Annotated in this window: 15 protein-coding genes and 2 tRNA genes; 10 read left to right on the top strand and 7 right to left on the bottom strand. The window is 47.1% G+C overall.

Annotated features, from left to right (window positions below):
• The first annotated feature begins 2 nt into the window (after nt 1-2).
• The 4 genes from R2X38_RS11320 to R2X38_RS11305 all read left to right on the top strand — a co-directional run bounded on the left by R2X38_RS11320 (nt 3) and on the right by R2X38_RS11305 (nt 3,603).
• The gene (locus tag R2X38_RS11320; RefSeq protein ID WP_317522335.1) at nt 3-1,448 is read left to right on the top strand and encodes an ATP-binding protein; all 1,446 of its coding nucleotides are present in this window, start codon (nt 3-5) and stop codon (nt 1,446-1,448) included.
• A gap of 4 nt (nt 1,449-1,452) precedes the next feature.
• A complete protein-coding gene (locus R2X38_RS11315; RefSeq protein WP_317522334.1) occupies nt 1,453-2,700 on the top strand; it encodes an ABC transporter substrate-binding protein in 1,248 nt (415 codons plus the stop codon).
• 198 nt (nt 2,701-2,898) lie between these two features.
• Nucleotides 2,899-3,420, top strand: a complete 522-nt coding sequence (locus R2X38_RS11310; RefSeq protein ID WP_317522333.1) for a SixA phosphatase family protein — start codon at nt 2,899-2,901, stop codon at nt 3,418-3,420.
• Nucleotides 3,421-3,512: 92 nt separating this feature from the next.
• A tRNA-Ser gene (locus R2X38_RS11305) sits at nt 3,513-3,603 on the top strand.
• Nucleotides 3,604-3,742: 139 nt separating this feature from the next.
• Here the strand turns inward: R2X38_RS11305 and R2X38_RS11300 are convergent.
• From R2X38_RS11300 to R2X38_RS11280, 5 genes are all read right to left on the bottom strand, one after another.
• Nucleotides 3,743-5,236, bottom strand: a complete 1,494-nt coding sequence (locus R2X38_RS11300) for a tripartite tricarboxylate transporter permease (RefSeq protein ID WP_317522332.1) — start codon at nt 5,234-5,236, stop codon at nt 3,743-3,745.
• 9 nt (nt 5,237-5,245) lie between these two features.
• Nucleotides 5,246-5,710: a tripartite tricarboxylate transporter TctB family protein gene (locus tag R2X38_RS11295; protein WP_317522331.1), complete on the bottom strand. Its 465-nt coding sequence runs from the start codon at nt 5,708-5,710 to the stop codon at nt 5,246-5,248.
• A gap of 68 nt (nt 5,711-5,778) precedes the next feature.
• Nucleotides 5,779-6,705: a tripartite tricarboxylate transporter substrate binding protein gene (locus tag R2X38_RS11290; protein WP_317522330.1), complete on the bottom strand. Its 927-nt coding sequence runs from the start codon at nt 6,703-6,705 to the stop codon at nt 5,779-5,781.
• A 16-nt stretch (nt 6,706-6,721) separates the two neighbouring features.
• Complete coding sequence (locus tag R2X38_RS11285) at nt 6,722-7,201, bottom strand: hypothetical protein (RefSeq protein WP_317522329.1); 480 nt, start codon at nt 7,199-7,201, stop codon at nt 6,722-6,724.
• 380 nt (nt 7,202-7,581) lie between these two features.
• A complete protein-coding gene (locus R2X38_RS11280; RefSeq protein WP_107300554.1) occupies nt 7,582-7,773 on the bottom strand; it encodes a hypothetical protein in 192 nt (63 codons plus the stop codon).
• Nucleotides 7,774-8,141: 368 nt separating this feature from the next.
• Between R2X38_RS11280 and R2X38_RS11275 the strand changes: the two genes are divergently transcribed.
• Entirely contained in the window at nt 8,142-8,978 is an 837-nt protein-coding gene (locus R2X38_RS11275; protein WP_317522789.1) for an enoyl-CoA hydratase/isomerase family protein, read from the top strand.
• A 1,000-nt stretch (nt 8,979-9,978) separates the two neighbouring features.
• On the opposite strand, the gene R2X38_RS11270 is transcribed toward R2X38_RS11275, so the two are convergent.
• Nucleotides 9,979-10,857, bottom strand: coding sequence for an AraC family transcriptional regulator (locus tag R2X38_RS11270; protein WP_317522328.1), 879 nt, complete (start codon nt 10,855-10,857; stop codon nt 9,979-9,981).
• A gap of 295 nt (nt 10,858-11,152) precedes the next feature.
• Here R2X38_RS11270 and R2X38_RS11265 point away from each other — a divergent pair, with 295 nt between their 5' ends.
• Together R2X38_RS11265 and R2X38_RS11260 are read left to right on the top strand one after the other, a co-directional pair.
• The gene (locus tag R2X38_RS11265; protein WP_317522327.1) at nt 11,153-13,156 is read left to right on the top strand and encodes a fructose-specific PTS transporter subunit EIIC; all 2,004 of its coding nucleotides are present in this window, start codon (nt 11,153-11,155) and stop codon (nt 13,154-13,156) included.
• Nucleotides 13,157-13,180: 24 nt separating this feature from the next.
• Nucleotides 13,181-15,850 (top strand): glycoside hydrolase family 38 C-terminal domain-containing protein, encoded by a 2,670-nt coding sequence (locus R2X38_RS11260; RefSeq protein WP_317522326.1) that lies wholly within the window; start codon nt 13,181-13,183, stop codon nt 15,848-15,850.
• A 222-nt stretch (nt 15,851-16,072) separates the two neighbouring features.
• Here the strand turns inward: R2X38_RS11260 and R2X38_RS11255 are convergent, their stop codons facing one another.
• Nucleotides 16,073-18,535: a beta-mannosidase gene (locus R2X38_RS11255; protein ID WP_317522325.1), complete on the bottom strand. Its 2,463-nt coding sequence runs from the start codon at nt 18,533-18,535 to the stop codon at nt 16,073-16,075.
• A gap of 434 nt (nt 18,536-18,969) precedes the next feature.
• Here R2X38_RS11255 and R2X38_RS11250 point away from each other — a divergent pair, with 434 nt between their 5' ends.
• The 3 genes from R2X38_RS11250 to R2X38_RS11240 all read left to right on the top strand — a co-directional run bounded on the left by R2X38_RS11250 (nt 18,970) and on the right by R2X38_RS11240 (nt 21,257).
• Entirely contained in the window at nt 18,970-20,046 is a 1,077-nt protein-coding gene (locus R2X38_RS11250; protein ID WP_317522324.1) for a porin, read from the top strand.
• A gap of 212 nt (nt 20,047-20,258) precedes the next feature.
• A complete protein-coding gene (locus R2X38_RS11245) occupies nt 20,259-21,053 on the top strand; it encodes a MurR/RpiR family transcriptional regulator (RefSeq protein WP_317522323.1) in 795 nt (264 codons plus the stop codon).
• A 113-nt stretch (nt 21,054-21,166) separates the two neighbouring features.
• Nucleotides 21,167-21,257, top strand: a tRNA-Ser gene (locus tag R2X38_RS11240).
• Nucleotides 21,258-21,759 lie beyond the last annotated feature (502 nt).

Genomic DNA, 21,759 nt, shown 5'->3' with positions numbered 1-21,759 from the left:
CTATGAATATTCGAAAGTGGTGGCCAAAGTCCCTGTTGGCCCGCACGCTATGGTTTACCCTGCTGGCGGTATTTCTTGCCCAAGTTATTGCAACCAGTATTTGGTATGGGCAATCGAAGCAGCGTGATTTGGAAGGTTTGGAATCAGCATCGGCCAGCATGGCCAATATGTTTGCTTCTACTGTGACCTTCTTCCAATCTCTACCGTTGGAATACCGTCATATTGTGCTCGATCAGCTGCGCAATATGGGGGGAACCCGTTTCTTTGTCTCTTTCAATCAAGAAGAGATCTTGATTGATCCGATCCCTGACTCTTTGATGAAGAGAACCGCTGTCGGAGCCTTTGAAGAGGTACTAGGCGAAAAGCTGCCGCGGCTTGATGTGATCCGGGTTGAATTCTCCCGTCCTGAAACCTTACATGTTCTGAAAAATGATATCTTGCTCAGCGATCTGCCTCGCTCATGGGCGCACTATACCCTGAGTCTTGAACCGTTCAACCCACCGATTTTGGTTGTGCAGTTGGAGTTGGCTGAAAACGAGTGGTTGTATATCGCAGCCTTGTTGCCGGCGCCGTATGTCACTTTGGAAGATGAGATCATCACGGGTCAGCAACTGGTGTTTATGGTGTTCATGACAGCGTTGTTGTTGGTGTTCACTTTCTTGATGATCCGTCGCCAGACCAAGCCATTGAAGCGGCTGGCGTATGCGGCCAATGCCATGAGCTTTGATATTTACCAGCCGCCGCTCAAAGAAGAGGGGGCTAGCGAGCTGGTGACGGCGACCCGGGCATTTAACCGGATGCAGTCACGGGTACAGCGCTATATTGATGATCGCGAGCATCTGTTTTCATCGATTTCTCACGATTTGAAAACACCTATCACCCGTTTAAGACTGCGCGCCGAGCTTATCGATGATGATGCCAAAGTCGAGAAATTCAACCGCGATCTCGATGAATTGGAGATGATGGTGAAAGGGGCATTGCAGACGGTAAAAGACACCGATCTGCATGAGAACTTGGCCCAGGTGGATTTGAAAGAACTGTTGTTCAGCATTGCCGAGCGTCATAACCAGCACCAGGTGAAAGTCAGAATTCCTAAAACCAAGATAGCGCCGTTAATGGGTAAACCGCTGGCGCTGAAGCGCTGTTTTAGCAATCTGATTGATAACGGCGTGAAATACGGTGATGAGGTGAGTTTGATCATCGTTGATGAAAAAGACTCGCTGATCCTGATTATCAAAGACAAAGGACCGGGCATCCCTAGAGATAAACTCGATGCGGTGTTCGAGCCCTATGTTCGGGTTGCAAAGGATGATGAAGGTCATGGCTTGGGGCTGGGTATTGCCCGCAATATCATCCATGCTCATGGCGGTGATATGGCAATCCATAATGCGGTAGATGGCGGGTTGGAAGTGAAAGTCTACATTCCCCGCTTGTTGAAAGAAGATTAAGGCAATGAACACGAAACACACCTTGATATCGGCTTTGATGATGCTCGCTAGCGGTGTGGCTTCTGCTGGAGAAGTGGAAGTCTTGCACTGGTGGACTTCGGGCGGCGAAGCGCGATCGGTCTCTTTACTGAAGAATAAAATTCAGGCTCAGGGTAATCACTGGAAAGATTTTGCTATCGCAGGTGGCGGTGGTGAAAGTGCGATGACGGTTCTTAAGACCCGTGCGGTGTCAGGAAACCCGCCATCGGCAGCACAGATCAAAGGCCATGATATTCAGGAGTGGGGCCGATTGGGCTTTTTGACCGATTTGAACGATGTCGCTGCAGAAGATAATTGGTCGAAAATCCTACCGCCGGTTGCACGCCAAATAATGATGTATGGTGGTGACTACGTTGCGGTGCCGGTCAATATCCACCGAGTCAATTGGTTATGGGCGAACCCCAAGGTGTTTGCTAAAGCGGGTGTAGAAGTGCCGAGAACGCTCGATGAGTTTTTTGTGGCTGCTGAAAAAATAAAACAGGCAGGATTTGTGCCGTTGGCACATGGTGGCCAGCCCTGGCAGAACGTCACCTTGTTTGAAGCGGTTGCTTTAGCAGTACTAGGCCCAGCCAATTACCAGCGAGCCTTTGTTGAACTGGATATGTCAGTACTCGGCGGAGAAAAGATGGTGGATGTGTTCACCCAGTTCCGTCGTATGCGTGATTATGTAGGGCCAAATTACCGTGGCCGAGATTGGAGTACATCTACTGCCATGGTAAGCAGTGGCGAAGCCGCCATGCAGATCATGGGGGACTGGGCGAAAGGGGAATTCGAAGCCGACGGCAAGGTACCCGGGAAAGATTACTTGTGTACGGCTGCACCCGGTACGCAGGGCCTGTTCACCTACAACATCGATAGTTTTGCCTTTTTCAAGTTGACCGATGAAGCCAATAGCCAGGCCCAGAAGGATCTCGCTCGGGCAATTCTGGACAAGGAGTTCCAGTCTACGTTTAACCTCAGCAAGGGTTCGATTCCAGTAAGGATGGATATGGATTTGTCCGAGTTTGACCAGTGTGCCAAAGATTCGCTGGTGGTTTTCAAGCAAAGTAGCCAATCCGGCGGTTTGGTACCGAGTGTGTCCCAAGGGCTGGCGACAACCAGCTATGTGCAGGCAGCGATCTTCGATGTCGTCAGTAATTTCTTCAATGCAAAAATGGCAGATCCGGAGCAAGCCGCAGATCGCTTGGCAAGAGCGGTGAAATCAGCCATGTAGTGGTTTGATTGTGTTTAAATCATTTAAAGGGCAGCCTAACAGGCAGCCCTTTTTTGTAATCGAAACAGCCTTCCCCTTTATGTTTTATATACTTATACCAAACACCCAGGCTAAGTCTGGATGTATAAAAGTTGAATATGGGTTACCGCTTGGCTGAAATGGTTAGGTGGTTAGCCTGTTATGCTAAGGGGGAGAGCAATGAAATTATTGTTTTTAGTGCGCCATGCCAAATCTTCTTGGGACGACCCTTCGTTAGATGATCATGAACGCCCTCTCAATAACCGTGGCCTGAAAAATATACCGAAGATGGTTCACCGGTTGAATGGTTGGCAACAGGGGCCGCAGTTGATTGTCACCAGCTCGGCACTGCGGGCGTCGCAAACGGCTTATTCTTTCTCAGAAGGGTTAGACTGCTCGCCTAAGCTGGAATCTGACCCAAGAGTCTATACCGAGTCTGCGTTTGAACTGATGGATATTATCCGTGAAACCAGTGATGTGGTTGAACGTCTTATGCTGGTGGGCCATAACCCAGCGATGACCGTGCTTGCCCAGATGTTTGGATTCAAAGAAGACAACTTGCCGACGTGTGGCGTTTTGGTGCTTGGTTTTGAGGTCGATTGCTGGCAGGCGATTGCCGAAGAACAGGGGACGGTGTTTTACTATGACTACCCCAAGCGGGTTCGAACTGAAATGGCGAGTAAAGATATTGATTTAATCTGAATCAGATACTTTCGTTCTGTTGAAATGATAACCATACGAATTTTGTGGGGTTTACAGTGGAAGTAAACCGCTATATCATACGCCGTACTTACGGAGAGATGGCTGAGTGGTTGAAAGCACCGGTCTTGAAAACCGGCATACGTTAATAGCGTATCTAGGGTTCAAATCCCTATCTCTCCGCCACATTCGAAAGGCTTGCAGAAATGCAGGCCTTTTTTGCATCTGGAATCTAGGGTTCAAATCCTCTAACACCTAGAGCGCTCCGCAACATTAGAGAAAGCCGCTGAGAAATCAGCGGCTTTTTTCGTTTAAGGCTTCTTCCCTACTCCGCTAAAGGAGCCTGCGCCTGCTTTTTCTTGAGCTTCATGGTGGAGTAGACCGAGAAAACGGCCAGGACAATGAAGGCCAGCGCGATAGGGCGTTCATACAAGAATGACCAGCTGCCATCGTACATCAGCAGAGATTTGCGCAGGTTGGTTTCGGCCATTGGCCCGAGGATAATCGCCAGCAAGATAGGCGAGGATGGAATTTCCATCTTATTGAGGATAAACCCTAGCAAGCCAAAGCTAATCGCAATACCGACATCGAACATCGAGTTGTTGATGGCATAGGCACCGATCACCGACAGGAAGATGATAATCGGGATCATGATGATCTTCGGCACTTCAATAATGCGGCAGAAGAAGCGGATACCGAGCAAGCCGATAAGCAACATCACAATGTTGGCAACCAGCATTGAACTGAATACCCCATAGACCACTTCTGGGCTTTGGCTAAACAGCAATGGCCCCGGCGTCAGGCCCTGTACAATTAATGCGCCAAGCAAAACGGCAGCTACCGCATCACCCGGGACACCCAGAGTTAGCAGCGGAACTAGAGAGCCACCGGTAACCCCATTGTTGCCTGCTTCTGCAGCTGCTAAACCTTGTACCGACCCTTTACCGAATTCATCCGGGTTCTTGGCAGAACGCTTGGCTTCGTTATAGCAAACGAATGCTGATATATCGGCGCCAGCCCCTGGTACAGAGCCGATAGAGGTGCCCATCAAACCACTTTTCACTGCGGTTGGCAGCATGGTTTTCAGATCTTTCTTGCTCAGTAGCTTATGGTCGAATTTTGGAGGTGCAGCTTTCTTCTGGCTATGAAGTTTCTCAAGTTGGTTGAGACCTTCTGAGATAGCAAACAAGCCAATCAAAACCGGAATCACATTGATGCCGCTGTACAAATCCATCACGTCAAAAGTAAATCTCGGTACGCTGCTGATAGGGTCTAGACCCACAGTGGAGACTAGCAAGCCAATGCAGCCTGCTAGTAAACCCTTGAGGATGTTTTTCGACGACACGCTGGCAATGATGGTGAGGCCGAACAAGGCCAGCGCGAAATATTCAGGCGCATTGAATTTGAGGGCGAAGTCAGCCAGCAGCGGTGCAATCGCGATCAACACGATGGTACTGATAAGGCCACCGATAAACGAAGCAACTGCTGAGATGCTCAATGCCCGGGCTGCTTGGCCTTTTGCTGCAAGGGTATGGCCGTCAAGCACGGTCGCCGCAGAGGCCGGGGTGCCGGGCGTCTTGAGCAAAATCGCGGCAATCGATCCACCATAGATACCACCGATGTAGACACCGATGAGCATGACCAATGCAGCCGTTGGCTCCATACCAAAAGTAAAAGGCAGTAAGATGGCAACACCCATGGTCGCGGTGAGGCCGGGTAGGGCTCCGAGGATGATCCCGCCCAGTACGCCGAAGATCAGTACAGGGAAAACACTTGGGCTGAAGGCGGTTAAGATGCCTGAAAATAAATGTTCTAACATATGCGGCCTCTACAGAATGATGCCGTCAGGAAGCGCGATCACAAACACTTCGCCAAACAGGTAATACACAGATACAACGAATACTGCTGCAATCACGTAATAAAGGGGCTTCTTCACCTTGAAGTAAATTAGGTACAAGGCAAAAGCAATAAGGCTGGCAAACAGGTAGCCGAGAAGGTGGATCAAGAAGGCATAGCCAATTAAGTAGGCGACACCAAAAACAGACAGCTTGGAAAATAGCGGTACTTCTTTCTCCTGGGTATTCTCTTTTTTGTCTCGTTGGTTTTTTTGCCAATGCTGAAAGACTAGCACCGACGAGATAACCATCATGGCAATCGTGACAACGGTTGGGAAAAAGGCGGCATCGACACTAGCATCCTGGAACATCGGCTTGTCGAATTGGCTGATAACGAAAAGGGAAGCGGCACCTAATAAAATGATCAGGGACGGGAAAAGAAAGTTTCTATTCAACATAGAATCCATCCTTGTGTTGAGCGTGTTCAAAAAAAGAGCCAGCATGGTGTGCTGGCTCCTGGGTATCATTAGTTAATTAGAGAGCCTAGTGCTTGCGTATCTTCGTAGACAAACTTGGTAAACTCTTCGGCGTTCAGGTTGTGAATCGTCATTGCACCAGTTTCCATGAATGACTTGAATTCCTCTGTCGCCATTGCTTGGTCGAATGCTGCACCTAGCTTTTCAATAATGTGGTCAGGGGTGTTTTTCGGTGCACCGATACCACGCCATGTACCGGTTACCACATCGACGCCTTGCTCTTTTAGAGTCGGGACATCTTTGATAAAGGCGATGCGCTCTTCAGACATCACGCCTAGGGCCTTTAGCTGACCAGAACGAAGCTGTGCAATAGCTTCACCCGGCGTCACCATAGTGACATCTGTGTGGTTGCCTAGTACCGCTGGAATCGCTTCCGAAGCACCGTTGTAAGGGATAGCGTTGAGCTTGATATCTTGGTCTTTTTCCAGTGCCATCAGATAGAAGTTAGGCGCGGCAGTAGAAGCAAACTTCACTTTGCCTGGCTCTTTCTTGGCATCTTCAATCAGGTCATTGATGCTGTTGTATGGGCTGTCAGCAGCAACCAGTACAACGGCTGGGTCAAGGTTAACCATTCGGATCAGTTTGAAGTCATCTGCTGTGTGGCGCATTAGGCCCATTTGTGGCAGCGAGGCAATCTCGCGGGTGACTACTGTTAGGGTATAACCATCAGCGCGCTGCTGGGCACCAAAGCTCATACCTACCGCACCTGCACCACCGGTACGGTTCATGATCGAAATATTTTGGCCAAGCACATCCTTGGCACTATTAGCCAACGTACGGCCAACAGCATCGGTACCGCCACCGGCACCAAAAGGGACAACCAAGCGAATGTTTTTGGTTGGGTAATCAGCAGCAACGGCTGTTGCTGAAACTAGTACACCTGCGGAGATCATGACTGCTTTTAGTAATTTATTCATATTTTAGATACCTATTTTATTGTTCACGTCGGTAGGTTTGAGTCGGGTTATTCGTTTTTTGGGTTTGGTAGTCGTTGATTGTGAGTTGCTCGATGGCCAGGGCAATCCAGCCACTGATCAGCATGTCATACCATTGCTGCACCCCGCTGCAGGCGACCACGACATTGCCGTAGACGAAGGAGCCGTAGTACAGCACATCGTCATCACGAAGCGACGATGGGTGGGCGGTTTGGTGATTAATATTGGCCTGAGAATCACGCCAAGCTTGCTGAGCTTTCTTGCGGGCAAGCAGATCAAAAGGGATCGTCCATGCATCCGGCTGGCCGATAGAGGTTTCAACCAAAATGGCTTCCTCAAAACTGGACTCCCAGGGCTTAAGGCGGGGATCCATCACTACGATATGTAGTTCTTGACGGTTGGTTCGTGAGAATAGGCGCTCGATAGCTGGCCTAACTAGTTCGATTGCATCTAGCGCAACTTGCTTCTGTGTGTTCATCCTTACACCTTAATTTCCTCGGTACACACTCAAGTTATTGTATTATTTTAGACTGATCAAAGGGGGCTTTAATAAAGTGATGAACTCATCACTGTTGTAAATATATATTCATGATTTTGATCACTTTAATAGGGGTTTTGTGCGAGATAATGGTGATGTTAATCACTTTAGCGATATAGTGCTACTGCTGGTTTATTTGTATTATTAAATAAATGTGTTGTGGAATCATATTACGAAGTGGCTCAAGTTAATTGTTGTTAATTTGAGTTATGTAGAACAAGTTGGGTAATCAAAAATGAGATGAATTTCAGGGAATAGAGAGCAGAAGGGGAAAGATAGCTAATCCTTTCCCCATACAAGAAGAGCCATAAGGGTTATGGCTAGAGCAGCCCAGCTTCACGGGCTTGATGAAGGACTGCTGGTTCAACAAGGGCGTACGCCGCGTCCCACAAGGAAGCGATATACAGTTTTTCCTTGCCTTTGGCTTGGCGTTCAAGCTCATCCAGCTTGTGCAGTTCGTCTAGGGTTAATGGTCTGGTAAATAATTCCTTTGCACGTTTAAGTTTTTCCATCTGCCATACTCCGCAATACTAAATTGCAAAGCCTGCTAGGCTAAAATCAGTTTCTTGACAGATGGCACAGAAATGATTTCAGCAGGCTTTTCAATTTAGGCTCAATAAGGGCTCATTTAAGCCCTAATCAAACAATTTGCAGGCAGCGGCGAATCTTAGTTTCTTTGCTCTAACTTTTATCTCTACCCTAATAGCTGCAGCCGTTTAATAGCGTGATCAACGCCGCAGTTGCTGATTTATTAAACAGCATTGTTTGAAGATTAGATCTACGTTATATCCCTTTAGTCGGTGTTGTAGAGGGTTACAAAAAAAGTTGACTGGAATAGCATATTACCCGCCATTGGAAGGAGGTGTTCACTGTGAACGACATGCAGCTAAGTAAAGTCTCTGCTGATCATTTATTGACTCAGTTGGAGCAAGGCGTTTTGACAATAACCATGAACCGCCCGGCAAAATTAAATGGCTGGACCATGGCTATGATGAACGCCCTGAAAGAAGTGTTTGAGAAGGCAAATGCTGAGGCCAAGGTCAAAGCTATTATTCTCACTGGCTCGGGCGACTACTATTCTGCAGGGGTGAACCTCAGTGGTACGTTAAAGGTGATGGCCCCACGTAAACTGCGCCAGTTGATTGCTAAAAATAATCAAGCTTTGTTCGAAGTATTCCTCGGTTGTACCAAGCCATTGTTGATAGCGGTGAATGGACCAGCAATAGGTGCCAGTGTAACCTCGGCGACTTTGGCCAATGGGATTATTGCTTCAGATACCGCGACCTTCTCGACGCCGTTTGCCGTTTTGGGTGTAACGCCAGAAGGGTGTTCCAGTGTGCATTTTCCCCGCTTAATTGGGGAGGAAAACGCGGCACGCATGCTTGGCAAAGAAGGGTGGAAACCCGATGCCCAGCAAGCCAAATCGATTGGGCTAATTCAAGAGGTTGTCCCAAAAGCCGAATTGCGTGAAAGGGCTGAATCTGTAATACGGCAATGGCTAGAGCAAGGGCAAGAGCGTCAGTTATTAGCGGGCAGTGAGCTGGAAGAGCTCAGAGCCGTTAACGCCCGTGAATCTGAGCAACTGGCCGATGCATTTTTGAAAGCGGCCTTCCTCAAACACCAAGCACAATTTCTGTGGCGAAAGAAAAAGTACGTTCCCTCGCTGGTGTTTTGGCTGCTTTGGGGAGGAAGGCCTCTGTGGAAGCTTGCTCTGTGAAAGCCCAAGATAGCTGAGCTGATGCTTGCCCTTAATCTATAGCGGTATGGGGATTTAGGGCAAGCATTACACACTAGTCAGAGAACGAAATTAAGTCTTCTCTAGCTATAATAATGAGCTCCTCAAGGTAATGAATTTCCTTGGAGTCATCATCAGAGATAGCATTAAAATACCGCCAATAAAGATTAACTAGGTGTTCAATGTAGTATTGCTGTCGTATTTTTAGGTCTATACCATTAGAAGAGTTCATTAGCTTAATCCTGAGTTTCGAACTCTTTTTCTCCATCTTTTATCAAGTGTACATCTTCCATGGACATATGAGAAAGGATGACAGATGAGCAGTTGCTACACTGATATTTTGCATATTTGTTTTTTAACAGTCGCTCTAATCTACTTCTGTGAATGCGGTGAAAATGAACAAGCCTGTTGCACGAAGGGCAGTTAAAGTAATTCATGGTGCTCCTTATGCTATTTTTTATTGCAGGTGCAATTGCGTAGAGGTGTTCTATATCCACAAACACAAATGAGAGTGTTTGTTTCTGAATTAATTAAAAAGCAATCAACCTGTCCGCATTTTGGGCGCTTGATTAGTTGGCAGTCGCATATTTTTTCTGACATCCTGATTGTCATCCTGTGTGATTCTTTTGGAACTGATGTCACAATGATGCACAACCAGTTTAATTTATTCTGTGATCTTTATTCCAGTTTTTAATGTGAAACTTGTTGCTATTGTGTCGTGTATGAATTTTTATGCTTTTTAGATCTGGTTTGCGAATTAAGTTATTGTTTTTAAATGACATAAGGTAATCGGTATATACATGCTGTATAAATTATTAGGCATCTAATTATTGCTAATATTTTTCTGGGTGTGCAAAATAATGCACATCTTGTGCTACATAATATACATTTCATAAACAATGACGCCTTCCCGCCGTCTTGGACAGCGGAAGGACCGTTTAACTAAATCGTTAATATTTTCAGTGGATATGACAGGCTCAGCTTAGGCTGAGCCTGTTGCTATCCCAGCCCGAAATTGTGAAGGTGTCATCCCCAGCTTTTGCTTGAACAGGCGGCAAAAGTAGTTGCTGTCGGTAAATCCGCATTGCTCAGATATCTGCTTTATCCGGCATTGATCCTGGGCCAGTAGTGTTTGGGCCTTGTCGAGCCGGCGGTGACAAAGGTAGTCCTTGAAACTGGTTTTACCCTGTTGCTGGAAGATATGGGAAAGGTAATTGACGGAAATGTAGAACTGTTCGGCAATCATCTCGCGGTTTAATTGCTGGTCAAAATGTTGGTCGATATAGCCGGTAATTTTCTGAAACAGCTCTTCTTGCCTTGATGGTAGGCAATCAGGCACCTTGCTCATTACCATGATATGGCTAAGGAGAGAGCGAATGACCAAGCTGATTGTGTGGTGATCGGCGCTGTCATACCCCAACTCTTCAAGGGCTTGCAGCAAGCCATTACCGATTTTTAGCTGGTGCCGGATCGTTGGGCGTTTGGCTACCTCGGTAAAGCCCTCGCCATTCCATTTCTGCAGGCTAAATCCCACCTTATGCGGGCTGATCATTAGGCTGAGGATGGTGACCTCTTCTTGCCACATGGGCTGGCTCCAGGCTTTGGCGGGAAAGTACACCACATCACCAGCTTCTAGGTTCTGTTGTATATGGTGGCTGCTGTCAACGGAGTAGTGGGTCACAATAGTGCCTGAAAGCACAATATCGATACGTGGAATATCTATTTGCCAAGCAAGTGCTGGAGCGGAAAGGTTTTCCGCGGCCACATAGACCTTTCTGATAGGCAAGGTGTTATCGACCAACTTGGTGAGCTGATGAATGATTGGGTCTTTACTATCAGGGTGCTGTTCTGCCGGGCTCATGAGACGTATCCGCTATTCGTTTCTGCTGCGATGGGAAATGAAAGTGCTACCGGAGTCGAGTGAAAATATTTTCATCAGCTACAAAACCTAGCGACGTTATTTTTCAGGCCCTGGGTGCACCGCCTTATTAATAAACTACCTGCTTACCAACGGGCTATCTGTTTATCAGATCTAATTTTAGTGAAAATATTTTCAGTTTTTGTTGTTTTGTGTGGTTGATCTCAAAAGTAATCTGAAAAAATTAACACAATAGGCAGCAGTTGGACGGACTAAAAATTGACAGGAGTGCCACTTAATGAGTCACACCATAGTTGCAATTACTGCTTGTGCTGCAGGTATTGCACATACCTATATGGCAGCAAGAGCGCTTGAAGCCTTAGAGCAAGAACATGGCCTTAAGGTGAAAGTCGAAACACAGGGCTCGATTGGCGCTGAGAACATATTATCTGAGCAAGATATTGCCGCTGCAGATGTAGTGATTATTGCTTCAGACGTTGAGATTGAACTTGCCCGCTTTGCCGGCAAGCGGATTTACAAAACCCGCCCGAAGGTGGCGATTAAAGATGCGAAAGCCTTGGTGGATGTCGCGTTAAAGGAAGCGGTAGTTTTCGGTGCCAAAGGGACTGAGGTCGGTAACATAACCTTGGGTAAAACCAATGAAAATGGTTTTATCCAGCATATCATGAGCGGGATATCGTACATGGTGCCTATGGTTATCTCTGCGGGTCTATTGTTGGCAATTGCCAATATTTTTGCTTTCCAAAAAGATGAACTTGGCCGCATGGTCGCCTGGGGGTTCGATCAGTCCGATCCGTTGGGTGACTTGATGTACCACCTGTTCTTGGTGGGTAAGGTCGGCTTTACCCTGATGATCCCGCTGTTTGCAGGGTTTGTTGCTAATTCTATTGCCTCCCGCCCTGCGATTGCTCCGGCGATGATCGGCGCCTATATCGCCAATGATGCCGGTTTCCTGGGAACCGAAACAGGTGGTGGTTTCCTTTCGGCCATCCTTGTGGCATTCATCGTTGGGTATTTCGTACGTTACCTGAAAATGATCCGCTGGCCTAAGCTGCTGCAACCGCTAGTGCCGATCATGATTTTGCCGCTGATAGCCACTTTCTTTATCACTATTGTGGTGAAGTACATGATTGGTGGCCCGATCGCTTCTGGCATGGGCGCGATGTACGATTGGCTGACATGGTTAACCACTAATTATTCGGCCTCGACCTTTATTATTGGTGCCATTATCGGTGCAATGATTGGCTTTGACTTTGGTGGCCCGGTAAATAAAACCGCGTTGATTTTTGGTACGGCGGTATTTACCGATACCGTGGCTAAATACGGCATTGAAGGGGCCAACTTTGTACCGGGTACGGCAGCACAGGCGGCGATTTCAGTCGCGCCATTGGGGATTTTCGTTGCTTCCCAATTATTTAAGAACAAGTTTAGCCCGACGGAAAAAATAGCGGCTAACTCAGCGTTTGGCATGGGTATTGTCGGCGTTACCGAAGGGGCTATTCCGTTTGCCGCTGCGCATCCTGTCCAGATGATCACCGCCAGTGTTGCGGGCTCTGCCTTGGCGGGTGGCTTAGTTGGATTTTTCGATGTTAAATTCTACGGGGGAATTGGCTCGCCGTTGGGCACCTTTGTTGGCTATATTGAGCAACCTATTCCGTTTGTTACTTGGATCCTGTGTACATTTGCTGGTATCACCTTGACCGCCCTTATCATTGGACTGTGGCGAAAACCGATAGGTGTTGAAACCCCTTCACCATCCTCAAAGACAGATACGCAACCAGCATCGGCTGACAGCCTAACCACTCAAGTGGCTAACCGCTCAGCTAGCGCAGAAACAAAACCTATTTTTCACCCTCAGCATGTCCTGTTTGATAGTGAATCCACCACCAAGGAGCAGGCGTTTGCATTTATCGCCAAGCAAGCCATGGCACTGGGATACGTTTCGGATGCTAAAGCTTATGAATCTGGTCTGAATGCCCGCGAACAGTCATCAAGTACTGGATTCACCGGGGGAATCGCGATACCGCATTGTAAGAATACCGCGGCAACACATGCTGGACTTTTCGTCGTTCGCTTCAGCCACCCTATTGAATGGGAAACCATGGATGAACAACCGGTTAGAACCGCTGTGGCGCTGAGTATTCCTGCCAGTGGAAATGAAGAGAGTGTCCATATGCTGACGAAGTTGTCGCGCAAAATGATGCATCAGCCATTCCGCGATACGTTAAGTCAGGCTGACAGCCTTGAGGTCGAAGAGGCGATTGCCACTGCGATTGCTTGATAGCGGATGAAGAGAGAAGTTAAGATGCAGAAAACATTTCATGTCATCCCGCATACGCATTGGGATTTCGAATGGTATTTTTCGACACATGAGTCACTGATCCAACTGGTTTACCATATGGAAGAAGTGATGTCAGCGCTGGAGTCAGGAGAAAATGACACTTACCTGCTCGATGGCCAGCTCAGTATTATCGAGGACTATCTCGAACAGTGTCCTGGGCAGAAAGCGCGTTTAATAAGCTTAGTTCAGCAGGGAAAGCTGCTCATTGGCCCTTGGTATACCCAGACCGATCAGTTGATTATTTCGGGCGAATCCATTGTCCGAAACTTAATGACGGGGATCCGTCTCGGCGAGCAGTTCGGCTCGGTGATGAATATTGGTTATGTCCCTGATGCGTTTGGGCAAAGTATTGATATGCCTAAAATCTATCAGGGATTTGGGATCGATAAAACGGTGTTTTGGCGTGGGCTATCAACCGATATATGCACCAGCCGCGAGTTCAACTGGCAATCTGAAGACGGTAGCGAGGTACTTGGATATAACATTAAGAACGGCTATTTCGTTGGCTCATACCTAATCGATAATGATGATCCAACCCCACTCTGCCATCAAGCGGAGGACGGTGTCCTAGGGCATCATATTGCTATTCCGCTCGGGGGAGATCAGCGCTATGTCGACCGCAATATCAAAGCGCGGTTAGCGGTGAATAATCAAAATTGTACTGACTATACCTTGGTTGAAAGTAGTTACGATCGCTTGTTCAAGGCCATTGCGGATGAGAAATTGTCGCTGCCGACGCTTAGCGGTGAGTTCATTGATGGCCAAGTCTCGAAGATCCACCGTTCTATCTATTCGTCACGTTATGATCATAAATTCCTCAATGACAGAGTTGAACGCCGTCTGAGCTATCAGCTGGAGCCATTAATGGTTATGGCCCAGTCGTGGGGGATCGAGGCGAAGCCGGCAATGGCGGCCAATATATGGAAAACCATTTTGCGCAACCATGCCCACGACAGTGCGGGTGGGTGTAATACTGATAAAACCAATAAAATTATCTTGGCCCGCTATGAGCAGGCGGATCAGATGTCTGGCTCGGCGGTGGATTACTTGGTACGAAAACTGGCAGAGTCACAACCTACAGCTGAGCAGGGAGGTATCGATGGGCGTTTAACCCTATTTAATACTTTACCGTATGCGCGTGAGGCGTTGATCAAAACGACAATATCAACCGTGAAGCCACACTTTACCTTGTGCGATCTCCAGGGTAATGACATCGCGTATGATGTGCTCAATACCGAACTTGTTTACCGTGGTTCGATACAGCGCGACAGCAAGGAAAATGATCCTAGCCTGTATTACTACCAGACTGAGATCGCGTTTGCTCATCCTTTGCCGGCTTCTGGCTTTACTAGTTTACAAGTTGTTGAAACTGAACAGCCATCGACACCCAATATTCAAAATCGTGAAACTGATGTATCTGAAGCGCAGATAGAGAATGAACGCTATCGGCTGGAATACCGCCAAGGCCAGTTCCACTTGTTTGATAAGCAACAGCAGAAATGGTGGAACAACTGTCTTTCGCTTTTGGATATGGGGGATGATGGTGATACTTATGATTACTCCCCGCCCGAGCAGGATTGGCTGGTAACACTGGACTGGCATGAAGCGACGCTTAGCGTTAACAAGGGGCAATGTGGCCAATCCCTTGTGGTTGAAGGGGTATGGCACTTGCCGAAAAATTTGGCAGAGCGTGCGAACAAGCAGTGCTCTGGGCAATTGGGCTACCGTATTGAATTGCAGTTGGAGACGTCGCCTGAGTTGAATCGTTCGCCAATTGTGATTGATGCAGAGTTTGATAATCAAGTCGAAGATCACCGGTTGCAACTGGTGGTAACAACGCCATTTGAGACCCAGACATCGTGGGCTGATACCCCGTTTGGTATTGTCGAGCGCGTCAATCAACATAAACACCTTGATGATTGGTGCCAAGCTGGCTGGAAGGAAGAGCCGAGCCCGATTTATCCGATGCTTCATTTCGCGAATATGCATAACGCAACAACCAGCATGACGCTGATGGCGAAAGGGGTGAAAGAGTATGAGGTTCGGGCGGATAACCAGTTGGCATTAACCATGTTCCGCTCGGTGGGCTGGCTAGGCAAGCCTGACTTACAACGCCGCCCGGGAATTGCCTCTGGGCAGCAATTCAAATATATCCCAACACCCGATAGCCAGTTACAAGGGAGGCTGAAGGTTGAGTGTGCGATGCTGGTTGAACCGCACTTTGATCCCGCTGATCTTCAACAGGCTTGGCAACACTATGCTGTTGAGCCATTGGTGTATCAGAATCAATCCCTCAACCAGTTCACTAACACCCTTAAGTATTTTGTGATGCACCCGCTGGATAATACGGTCGCTGACTATCAACAAGGCATTGATTTGCATTCCGATAATTTGGTGTGTAGTGCGGTTAAACCGTCAGAAGACAATACCGGTGTGTTGGTAAGGCTTTATAATCCAAGTTCTGAGTGTATTAAGGCATCGGGCACGCTTACTTTACCCATAGCGTTTTCGAATATTGTTGAAGTTGATTTGATGGAAAGAGAAATATCCATAGAATGTGAAATTCACGGTATGGTTGAGCTCGGCGAGTTTAAGCCTAAACAAATACGGAGTTTCGTTATTCGTTATAAGTGAAAGTGATTTAGGCATCATCTACACAAAAAATAGAGTTTCACGTTGTTAACCACCTTTTGCCGGCATTCAATGCCGGCTTTTTTGTTTTATATTTTTCCTTTAAAAAAGTAGATTTATTCAATCTTTCATATGAAGTCATTGGGTATAAATAACATCTGGGGGGATAATAAAAAATCCCAGCTTAAAAGCTGGGATTATTATTAGAAAAGTACAGAGTTAATCTTAATAAGTGTTGCGTAAGTGATATATGCGTAACTTTTCTGCTAGCTCATAAGCAGAGACAGTACCTTGGTAACGAACTTGCTTAGGGGCGCCGGTAATCGCTGAAGGGAGCAACGTAAAGCTGGAATCATCAAAGCGGCCTGGGCCATCGAATTCGAGGTGAACAAATAAGGCGGGGATGTGGCTATCTAGCTCAACGTAGATCCCCTTGCTATCTGTTTTTACCTGCCATTTGACTGTCGTTGGTTGGAGGTTAGCATGCTTAAACAAGGCTGGGTAATAGCTATTTTCGATCAGGGTATCACCACAGTGTAGCTGCACATGGAAGAAGGAGTCTTTACTTTCAAGTGCCTTTGTTTCATCAGCCGGATACTGCCAGACGCAGCTCGCTTCATCCGCTTCAAGCGTTGTGCTGATAGGCCACTGGGCGACTACCTCACCGTTCCATTGTATCTGGCGAACATGCCCTTCTAACGTACAGCTGTGATGCTGGTCATTGACCAGGTGAAGTCCAAGTTCATCAGCGTCTTTGATAAAGGTGGCGAGTTGTGGGGCAAAGAAACGCTTGGCGTGGTAGTGAAGTTGCTTCCAGCGGCCCGTGTATTCAATGCTTGACCATGAGCTTACCGGCCAGCAGTCATTAAGTTGCCAGTATAGGATGCCGCGACAGTGTGCTTTGTGGGCTCGCCAATATTCACTGGCCGTTTTGATGGCCAATGCCTGCTGGACTTGGCTAAGGTAGAGCATGTTGTCAAAACTGTTCGGGAAGCGGAAGTAGCGGGTGAACATCTCAGTAATAATACTGTTGCCGCGGCCATTTTTCTGATGCTGCTCGAAAGTGGGAGAAGTTACATTCCAGTCACTTTCGTCGGCGTAGGTTTTGACAGTGGGTAATGATGGCCAGGACTGGAAGCCAAACTCCGAGCAGAATCGAGGTTTCACGCTGTGGTAGGCATCGAAAGACTTGCCCGAGTGCCAAACATCCCAAAAATGCATGTCACCGCAATTATCGTCATGCCAAGCATCCCCAAAGTCGAGTTCGCCGTTACACGGGGAGCTTGCCCAGAAACGTCGAGTAGGATCTTCGGTCGTGACCACATCGGCCAGAACCCGGTTTAAGCGGTCATAGTTGACGACATATTTCTCACGGTTGGCTTTCGATTCGGGATACCAGCCAATAGCTCCGATAACTTCATTGTCACCACACCATAAGGCGAGCGATGGGTGGTCGGCAAGGCGGCGTACCTGATCGCGTACTTCGGCCTCGACATCAGTTAAAAATTCAGGGGTGGACGGGTAAAGGGCACAGGCGAACATCAGATCTTGCCAAACCAGCAGGCCCAATTCGTCGCACAAGTCATAAAAGATATCGTGCTCATACATGCCGCCACCCCAGACACGGATCATGTTCATATTCGCCGCCGTTGCATCTTCCAGTAGCTGGCGGTAACGCTGTGGGGTATGTGCTGAGGGCAATGCATCCAGCGGGATCCAGTTGGCCCCTTTTGCCATGATAGCTTTACCGTTGACCTTGAAGGTCATGGCGCTGCCTATGCTGTCTTTCGTTGTATCAAGTTCGAGTTCACGTAACCCGATTTGTTTGTTGATGGCATGATTGTTAAGCCTAATCTCGAGCGGGTATAGTGCTTGCTCACCGTAGCCCGCAGGCCACCAACGCTGCGGCTTACTCAGGGTGATCGTATAACAAGCCTGCTGTGGGCCCACTACATCGGTTGGTAGTTGGATCAGGTGTTCTTGTTGATCGAAGTTGATAACGAGCTGCTGCGGTTTATCTGACTGCGACGTTATATTGTAATCAACCGAAATATTGAGGTCGCAGCTGCCATCTTGGTGCCAGTGTTGGTTGGTGCGTACCTGGGTCAAGCGGGTTTGATGAACAGGTAACAAAATAATCGATTTGTAGATGCCACTTGCTAATAGGCAGATCCCCCAATCCCACCCCGCGTGGCACTGGGTTTTGCGCAGGGTGTTCATATGCGGAACTTTGTTGTTACCAACCGCCCATGGTACAGGGAAGGGCAGTTTCTCAGCGCGCCTGCTGGCTTCTAAATCATTACGGTTTAACTTGATTTCGATTTGGTTTTCGCCGTCAACAAGGTACGGCAACACGTCCACCCGATAGCGGCGGAACATATTACTGCATTGCAGGACGGGGTGATCATTGATGGATATGTCTGCCATGGTATCGACAAACTCTAAACAGAGGTCGACAGCCTGAGCGTCTAACGTTGATCTATCAAGGTAAAGCGTGCGGCGAAGTACCCAGTCACTCTCTCCTACCCATTGCACGTCATTTTCATTGCAACCAAGGTAGGGAGGGGGAAGCTGCTTCGCTGTGATCAGTGCTGAATGTATATCCCCAGGCAATGGACAGGCGATATTGATATGTGGGTGTTGTGGTGATGAGAGCTGCCATTCACCGTCGAGTAATAATGTCGACATTATGAACTCCTGACATGATTTTGAGTAAATATAGCTATCATTATATTTATCATGAAAAAAACAGGGGAGAGGATATATATATATAATACTAGACATATGTAGCATAACTTTATTTTTGTGAATTATCGTTATCATTACCTCCCTGTATATCCGCTTAATTCTAATTTCTAAAAACATGGATTAGATCATGTTTTTAAATTAGCTGTTCATTTGTGCTGTATTTGATAGGAATGTCATGTGTTAAGAATGATTTCAAATTTGTATATTCATCCTGAAAAAATATCCAGACGGAATAAATCTCCTGCTAGATATCGATTGGCCGCTATGTATAGCTCGATATTTGGTGTTTAGTGATTAAATGCCAGCAAAGAACGATTACAGCAGGCATGAATTGCACTTGATTTCTATTTAACGAAAAAAATAAAGGAATGAACATGTTTAGTAAACAGCATATTGCTATTTCTGCAATAGCGGTTATGGCGTCTTTTTCAACATATGCAAATGACGAAAATTCCGCGATTGAGCTTTATGGTCAGGTGGCTATATCTGCTTATAGTTTTGCTGAAGACGGTAAAGATACGGTGAACCGCATTGAAAACGAATCGCGTATTGGCTTCCGTGGCTCGAAAGATATGGCGCGTGCGCCAACGTTAGTCTGGCAAATCGAAGGGAATAATGTTGGTTGGAGTGATAACGAAGGCGATGGCCAGCTTGGTTTACGTGATACATATGCAGGCTTTCGCGATGATAGCTGGGGGCTGATCAAGTTCGGCCGGTTTGATACTCCACTCTACCGTATTATTGACTGGCCTTATTCTAACCCCGGGCTCGGAAATGTGTTTGACTGGGGATCGGATATTGATGGTGGGGCTAACTATAGCCGCCAATCGGATCAGATCAGCTGGGACAGCCCGAATTGGGCTGGATTTACCATGACGTTGGCTGCGGGGCGAGGTAATAACCCGGAAGATTCAGACAGTAACTTTTATGGCGCTGCAGCTCACTATAGTACCGGCCCACTTTTGCTGCATGCTGGGTATGAATATGGCACGGGCCGGGTGGTAGAAATTGAAGATGCGGCCAGTGACTCGACACTCACAGCGACCTCGGATTATATGACCTATTTGACCGGTTTTGAGCTGAATTTCGATAACGGTATTGGCTTTTTTGGTGCCTACAAAGTGATGTCGGCTGAATACTCAAACTATGATAACGCTGGCGCAGGATCAGGAACAATAGAAAACCTGATAGGTGGCAAACAAGATCAGACATCCTATTCAGTAGGGGCTTTATATAACATAGGTTATTGGCAGTTTAAGATTGGCTATGCCGCTAACAGCGATTTGGAAATTGACAGTAAGAAAGCGGAGGGTACTGCGGACAATGTTATATCCGGTCAGACAATCTACTTCATTGATAACAATGCGCTAATCTACCTTCGCTTGAAGGCGATGGAAATTGATGAGTCTGATATCACCGAAGCTCGACTAGGGGTTGAATACTACTTCTAATCACCATCACACCGTTTGGCTTTGAGGCTGAACAGAATCCCCCGGGAAGCACATTTCCTGTCCAACTAATGTGCTTCCCACCCCCGACTGTAAATCTTTTCACTTACTATGCAATAACATGTGTTTGACGCTGTTGTTATGAAATTCTTTTCGTTATAAATTGCTGTGAGTGCTTTGTTGAACCATCAAAGCTGTATTGCATGGAAGAGAAGATGAACAAAGATTTCCAACTGCTTTTTGAGTATGCCCGAATTAAATTCACCAGTACTGACAATAAAATTGCCGACTATTTTCTTGCTCGTAAGCCGTTGAAAAACATTGAAGAGTTGGCAGAAGAGATTGGGGTGTCAACAGCGTCGATTACGCGGTTTTGTAAAAAGGTTGGCCTGAATAACTTCAAGGAGTTTTTGTTTCTCTACCAGCAACAACTTGAGCAGGAGCAGCCACAGCATGTTGAGCCGAGCAGTTTGCATCATGATTATGTCGATGTGTTGAAAGCGTTTGATAAACGCCTGAATGCAGAGCAGGTTGCCCAGTTTAGCAAGGCGATTCATGATCATGATGTGATCCATGTGTTTGGCTCTGGCTATAGTGCACTTGCGGGGGCGGACCTAAAGTTTCGTTTTACCCGCTTAGGTAAATTTGTAGAAGTGGTGCAAGATAGCGACTCAATGCAAATGGTGAGCTCCATCCTTACTCCTGGTGCCTTGGTGATCTTGCTGACGCTAAAAGGGCAAAATGATCGGATGATCCGTTATTCGCAGGAGATGAAGGCCCGGGGGATCAAAGTACTCTGTGTGACAGCCAATGAGAAGTCAAAGCTGCTGCCAATAGCGGATGCATCGATATTGACAGCGTCGCTCAATGGTGAAGAATCGACCGGAATGATTTCTGGCCAGATGCCCATTCTAATGGCAATAGATCATATCTACTTCCGCTATGTTTCTGACTATCGGGATTCGATCCAAAACTGGGTTGTGACAGAGCAACCTTTTATGAATGAATAGCCCTGCTTCTGCGCTTGAGTTTTAATTTAGATTAAGGCGATGAATAAGTGAGCGGTCGGTCTTTTCAGGGGTTTACAGTAAGGCTCAAGCCCATTATTATACGCCGCACTTACGGAGAGATGGCTGAGTGGTTGAAAGCACCGGTCTTGAAAACCGGCATACGTTTGTAGCGTATCTAGGGTTCAAATCCCTATCTCTCCGCCACATTCTGAAAAAGCCGCTGAGAAATCAGCGGCTTTTTTTGTATGCATAACGTTCTGGGTAAGGGATTTGAATCAAATCCGCCATACCCAAAGCGCTCCGCCACATTCGAAAGGCTTGCAGAAATGCAGGCCTTTTTTGCATCTGGAATCTAGGGTTCAGCCGAGCAAAGCGAGACAACGTTGCTAGCCGAAGGCGTTTTAAAGCAACGGCCCGTAGGGCGAAGTAAATCCTCTAATACCTAGAGCGCTCCGCCACATTCTGAAGAAGCCGCTGAGAAATCAGCGGCTTTTTTGTGCGCGCAATGTTCCGAGTAAGGTATTTGAATCAAATCCGCCATACCCAGAGCGCTCCGCCATAATGATTTTCTCTTGATAGATATTACCTATTGAAACGATAAGTATAAACCGCGTGACCTATTTTCATAAGTTGGCATAATGAACTCATCAACAGGGAGCAACGAAGAAAAGGCTCCTGTTACAACAAAGACTTATCAATATTTAGG

The sequence above is a fragment of the Photobacterium rosenbergii genome, from assembly GCF_033022775.1.
Classification (GTDB): Bacteria; Pseudomonadota; Gammaproteobacteria; order Enterobacterales; family Vibrionaceae; genus Photobacterium; species Photobacterium rosenbergii_A.
The sequence above is the reverse complement of the archived record's forward strand: the minus strand, read 5'-3'. Positions and strand labels throughout refer to the sequence as shown.

Excerpts from the sequence above, each read along its gene's own strand:
- R2X38_RS11320 (WP_317522335.1), top strand. The coding sequence starts at position 3 with ATGAATATTCGAAAGTGGTGGCCAAAGTCCCTGTTGGCCCGCACGCTA.
- R2X38_RS11315 (WP_317522334.1), top strand. The coding sequence starts at position 1,453 with ATGAACACGAAACACACCTTGATATCGGCTTTGATGATGCTCGCTAGC.
- R2X38_RS11310 (WP_317522333.1), top strand. The coding sequence starts at position 2,899 with ATGAAATTATTGTTTTTAGTGCGCCATGCCAAATCTTCTTGGGACGAC.
- R2X38_RS11300 (WP_317522332.1), bottom strand. The coding sequence starts at position 5,236 with ATGTTAGAACATTTATTTTCAGGCATCTTAACCGCCTTCAGCCCAAGT.
- R2X38_RS11295 (WP_317522331.1), bottom strand. The coding sequence starts at position 5,710 with ATGTTGAATAGAAACTTTCTTTTCCCGTCCCTGATCATTTTATTAGGT.
- R2X38_RS11290 (WP_317522330.1), bottom strand. The coding sequence starts at position 6,705 with ATGAATAAATTACTAAAAGCAGTCATGATCTCCGCAGGTGTACTAGTT.
- R2X38_RS11285 (WP_317522329.1), bottom strand. The coding sequence starts at position 7,201 with ATGAACACACAGAAGCAAGTTGCGCTAGATGCAATCGAACTAGTTAGG.
- R2X38_RS11280 (WP_107300554.1), bottom strand. The coding sequence starts at position 7,773 with ATGGAAAAACTTAAACGTGCAAAGGAATTATTTACCAGACCATTAACC.
- R2X38_RS11275 (WP_317522789.1), top strand. The coding sequence starts at position 8,142 with ATGCAGCTAAGTAAAGTCTCTGCTGATCATTTATTGACTCAGTTGGAG.
- R2X38_RS11270 (WP_317522328.1), bottom strand. The coding sequence starts at position 10,857 with ATGAGCCCGGCAGAACAGCACCCTGATAGTAAAGACCCAATCATTCAT.
- R2X38_RS11265 (WP_317522327.1), top strand. The coding sequence starts at position 11,153 with ATGAGTCACACCATAGTTGCAATTACTGCTTGTGCTGCAGGTATTGCA.
- R2X38_RS11260 (WP_317522326.1), top strand. The coding sequence starts at position 13,181 with ATGCAGAAAACATTTCATGTCATCCCGCATACGCATTGGGATTTCGAA.
- R2X38_RS11255 (WP_317522325.1), bottom strand. The coding sequence starts at position 18,535 with ATGTCGACATTATTACTCGACGGTGAATGGCAGCTCTCATCACCACAA.
- R2X38_RS11250 (WP_317522324.1), top strand. The coding sequence starts at position 18,970 with ATGTTTAGTAAACAGCATATTGCTATTTCTGCAATAGCGGTTATGGCG.
- R2X38_RS11245 (WP_317522323.1), top strand. The coding sequence starts at position 20,259 with ATGAACAAAGATTTCCAACTGCTTTTTGAGTATGCCCGAATTAAATTC.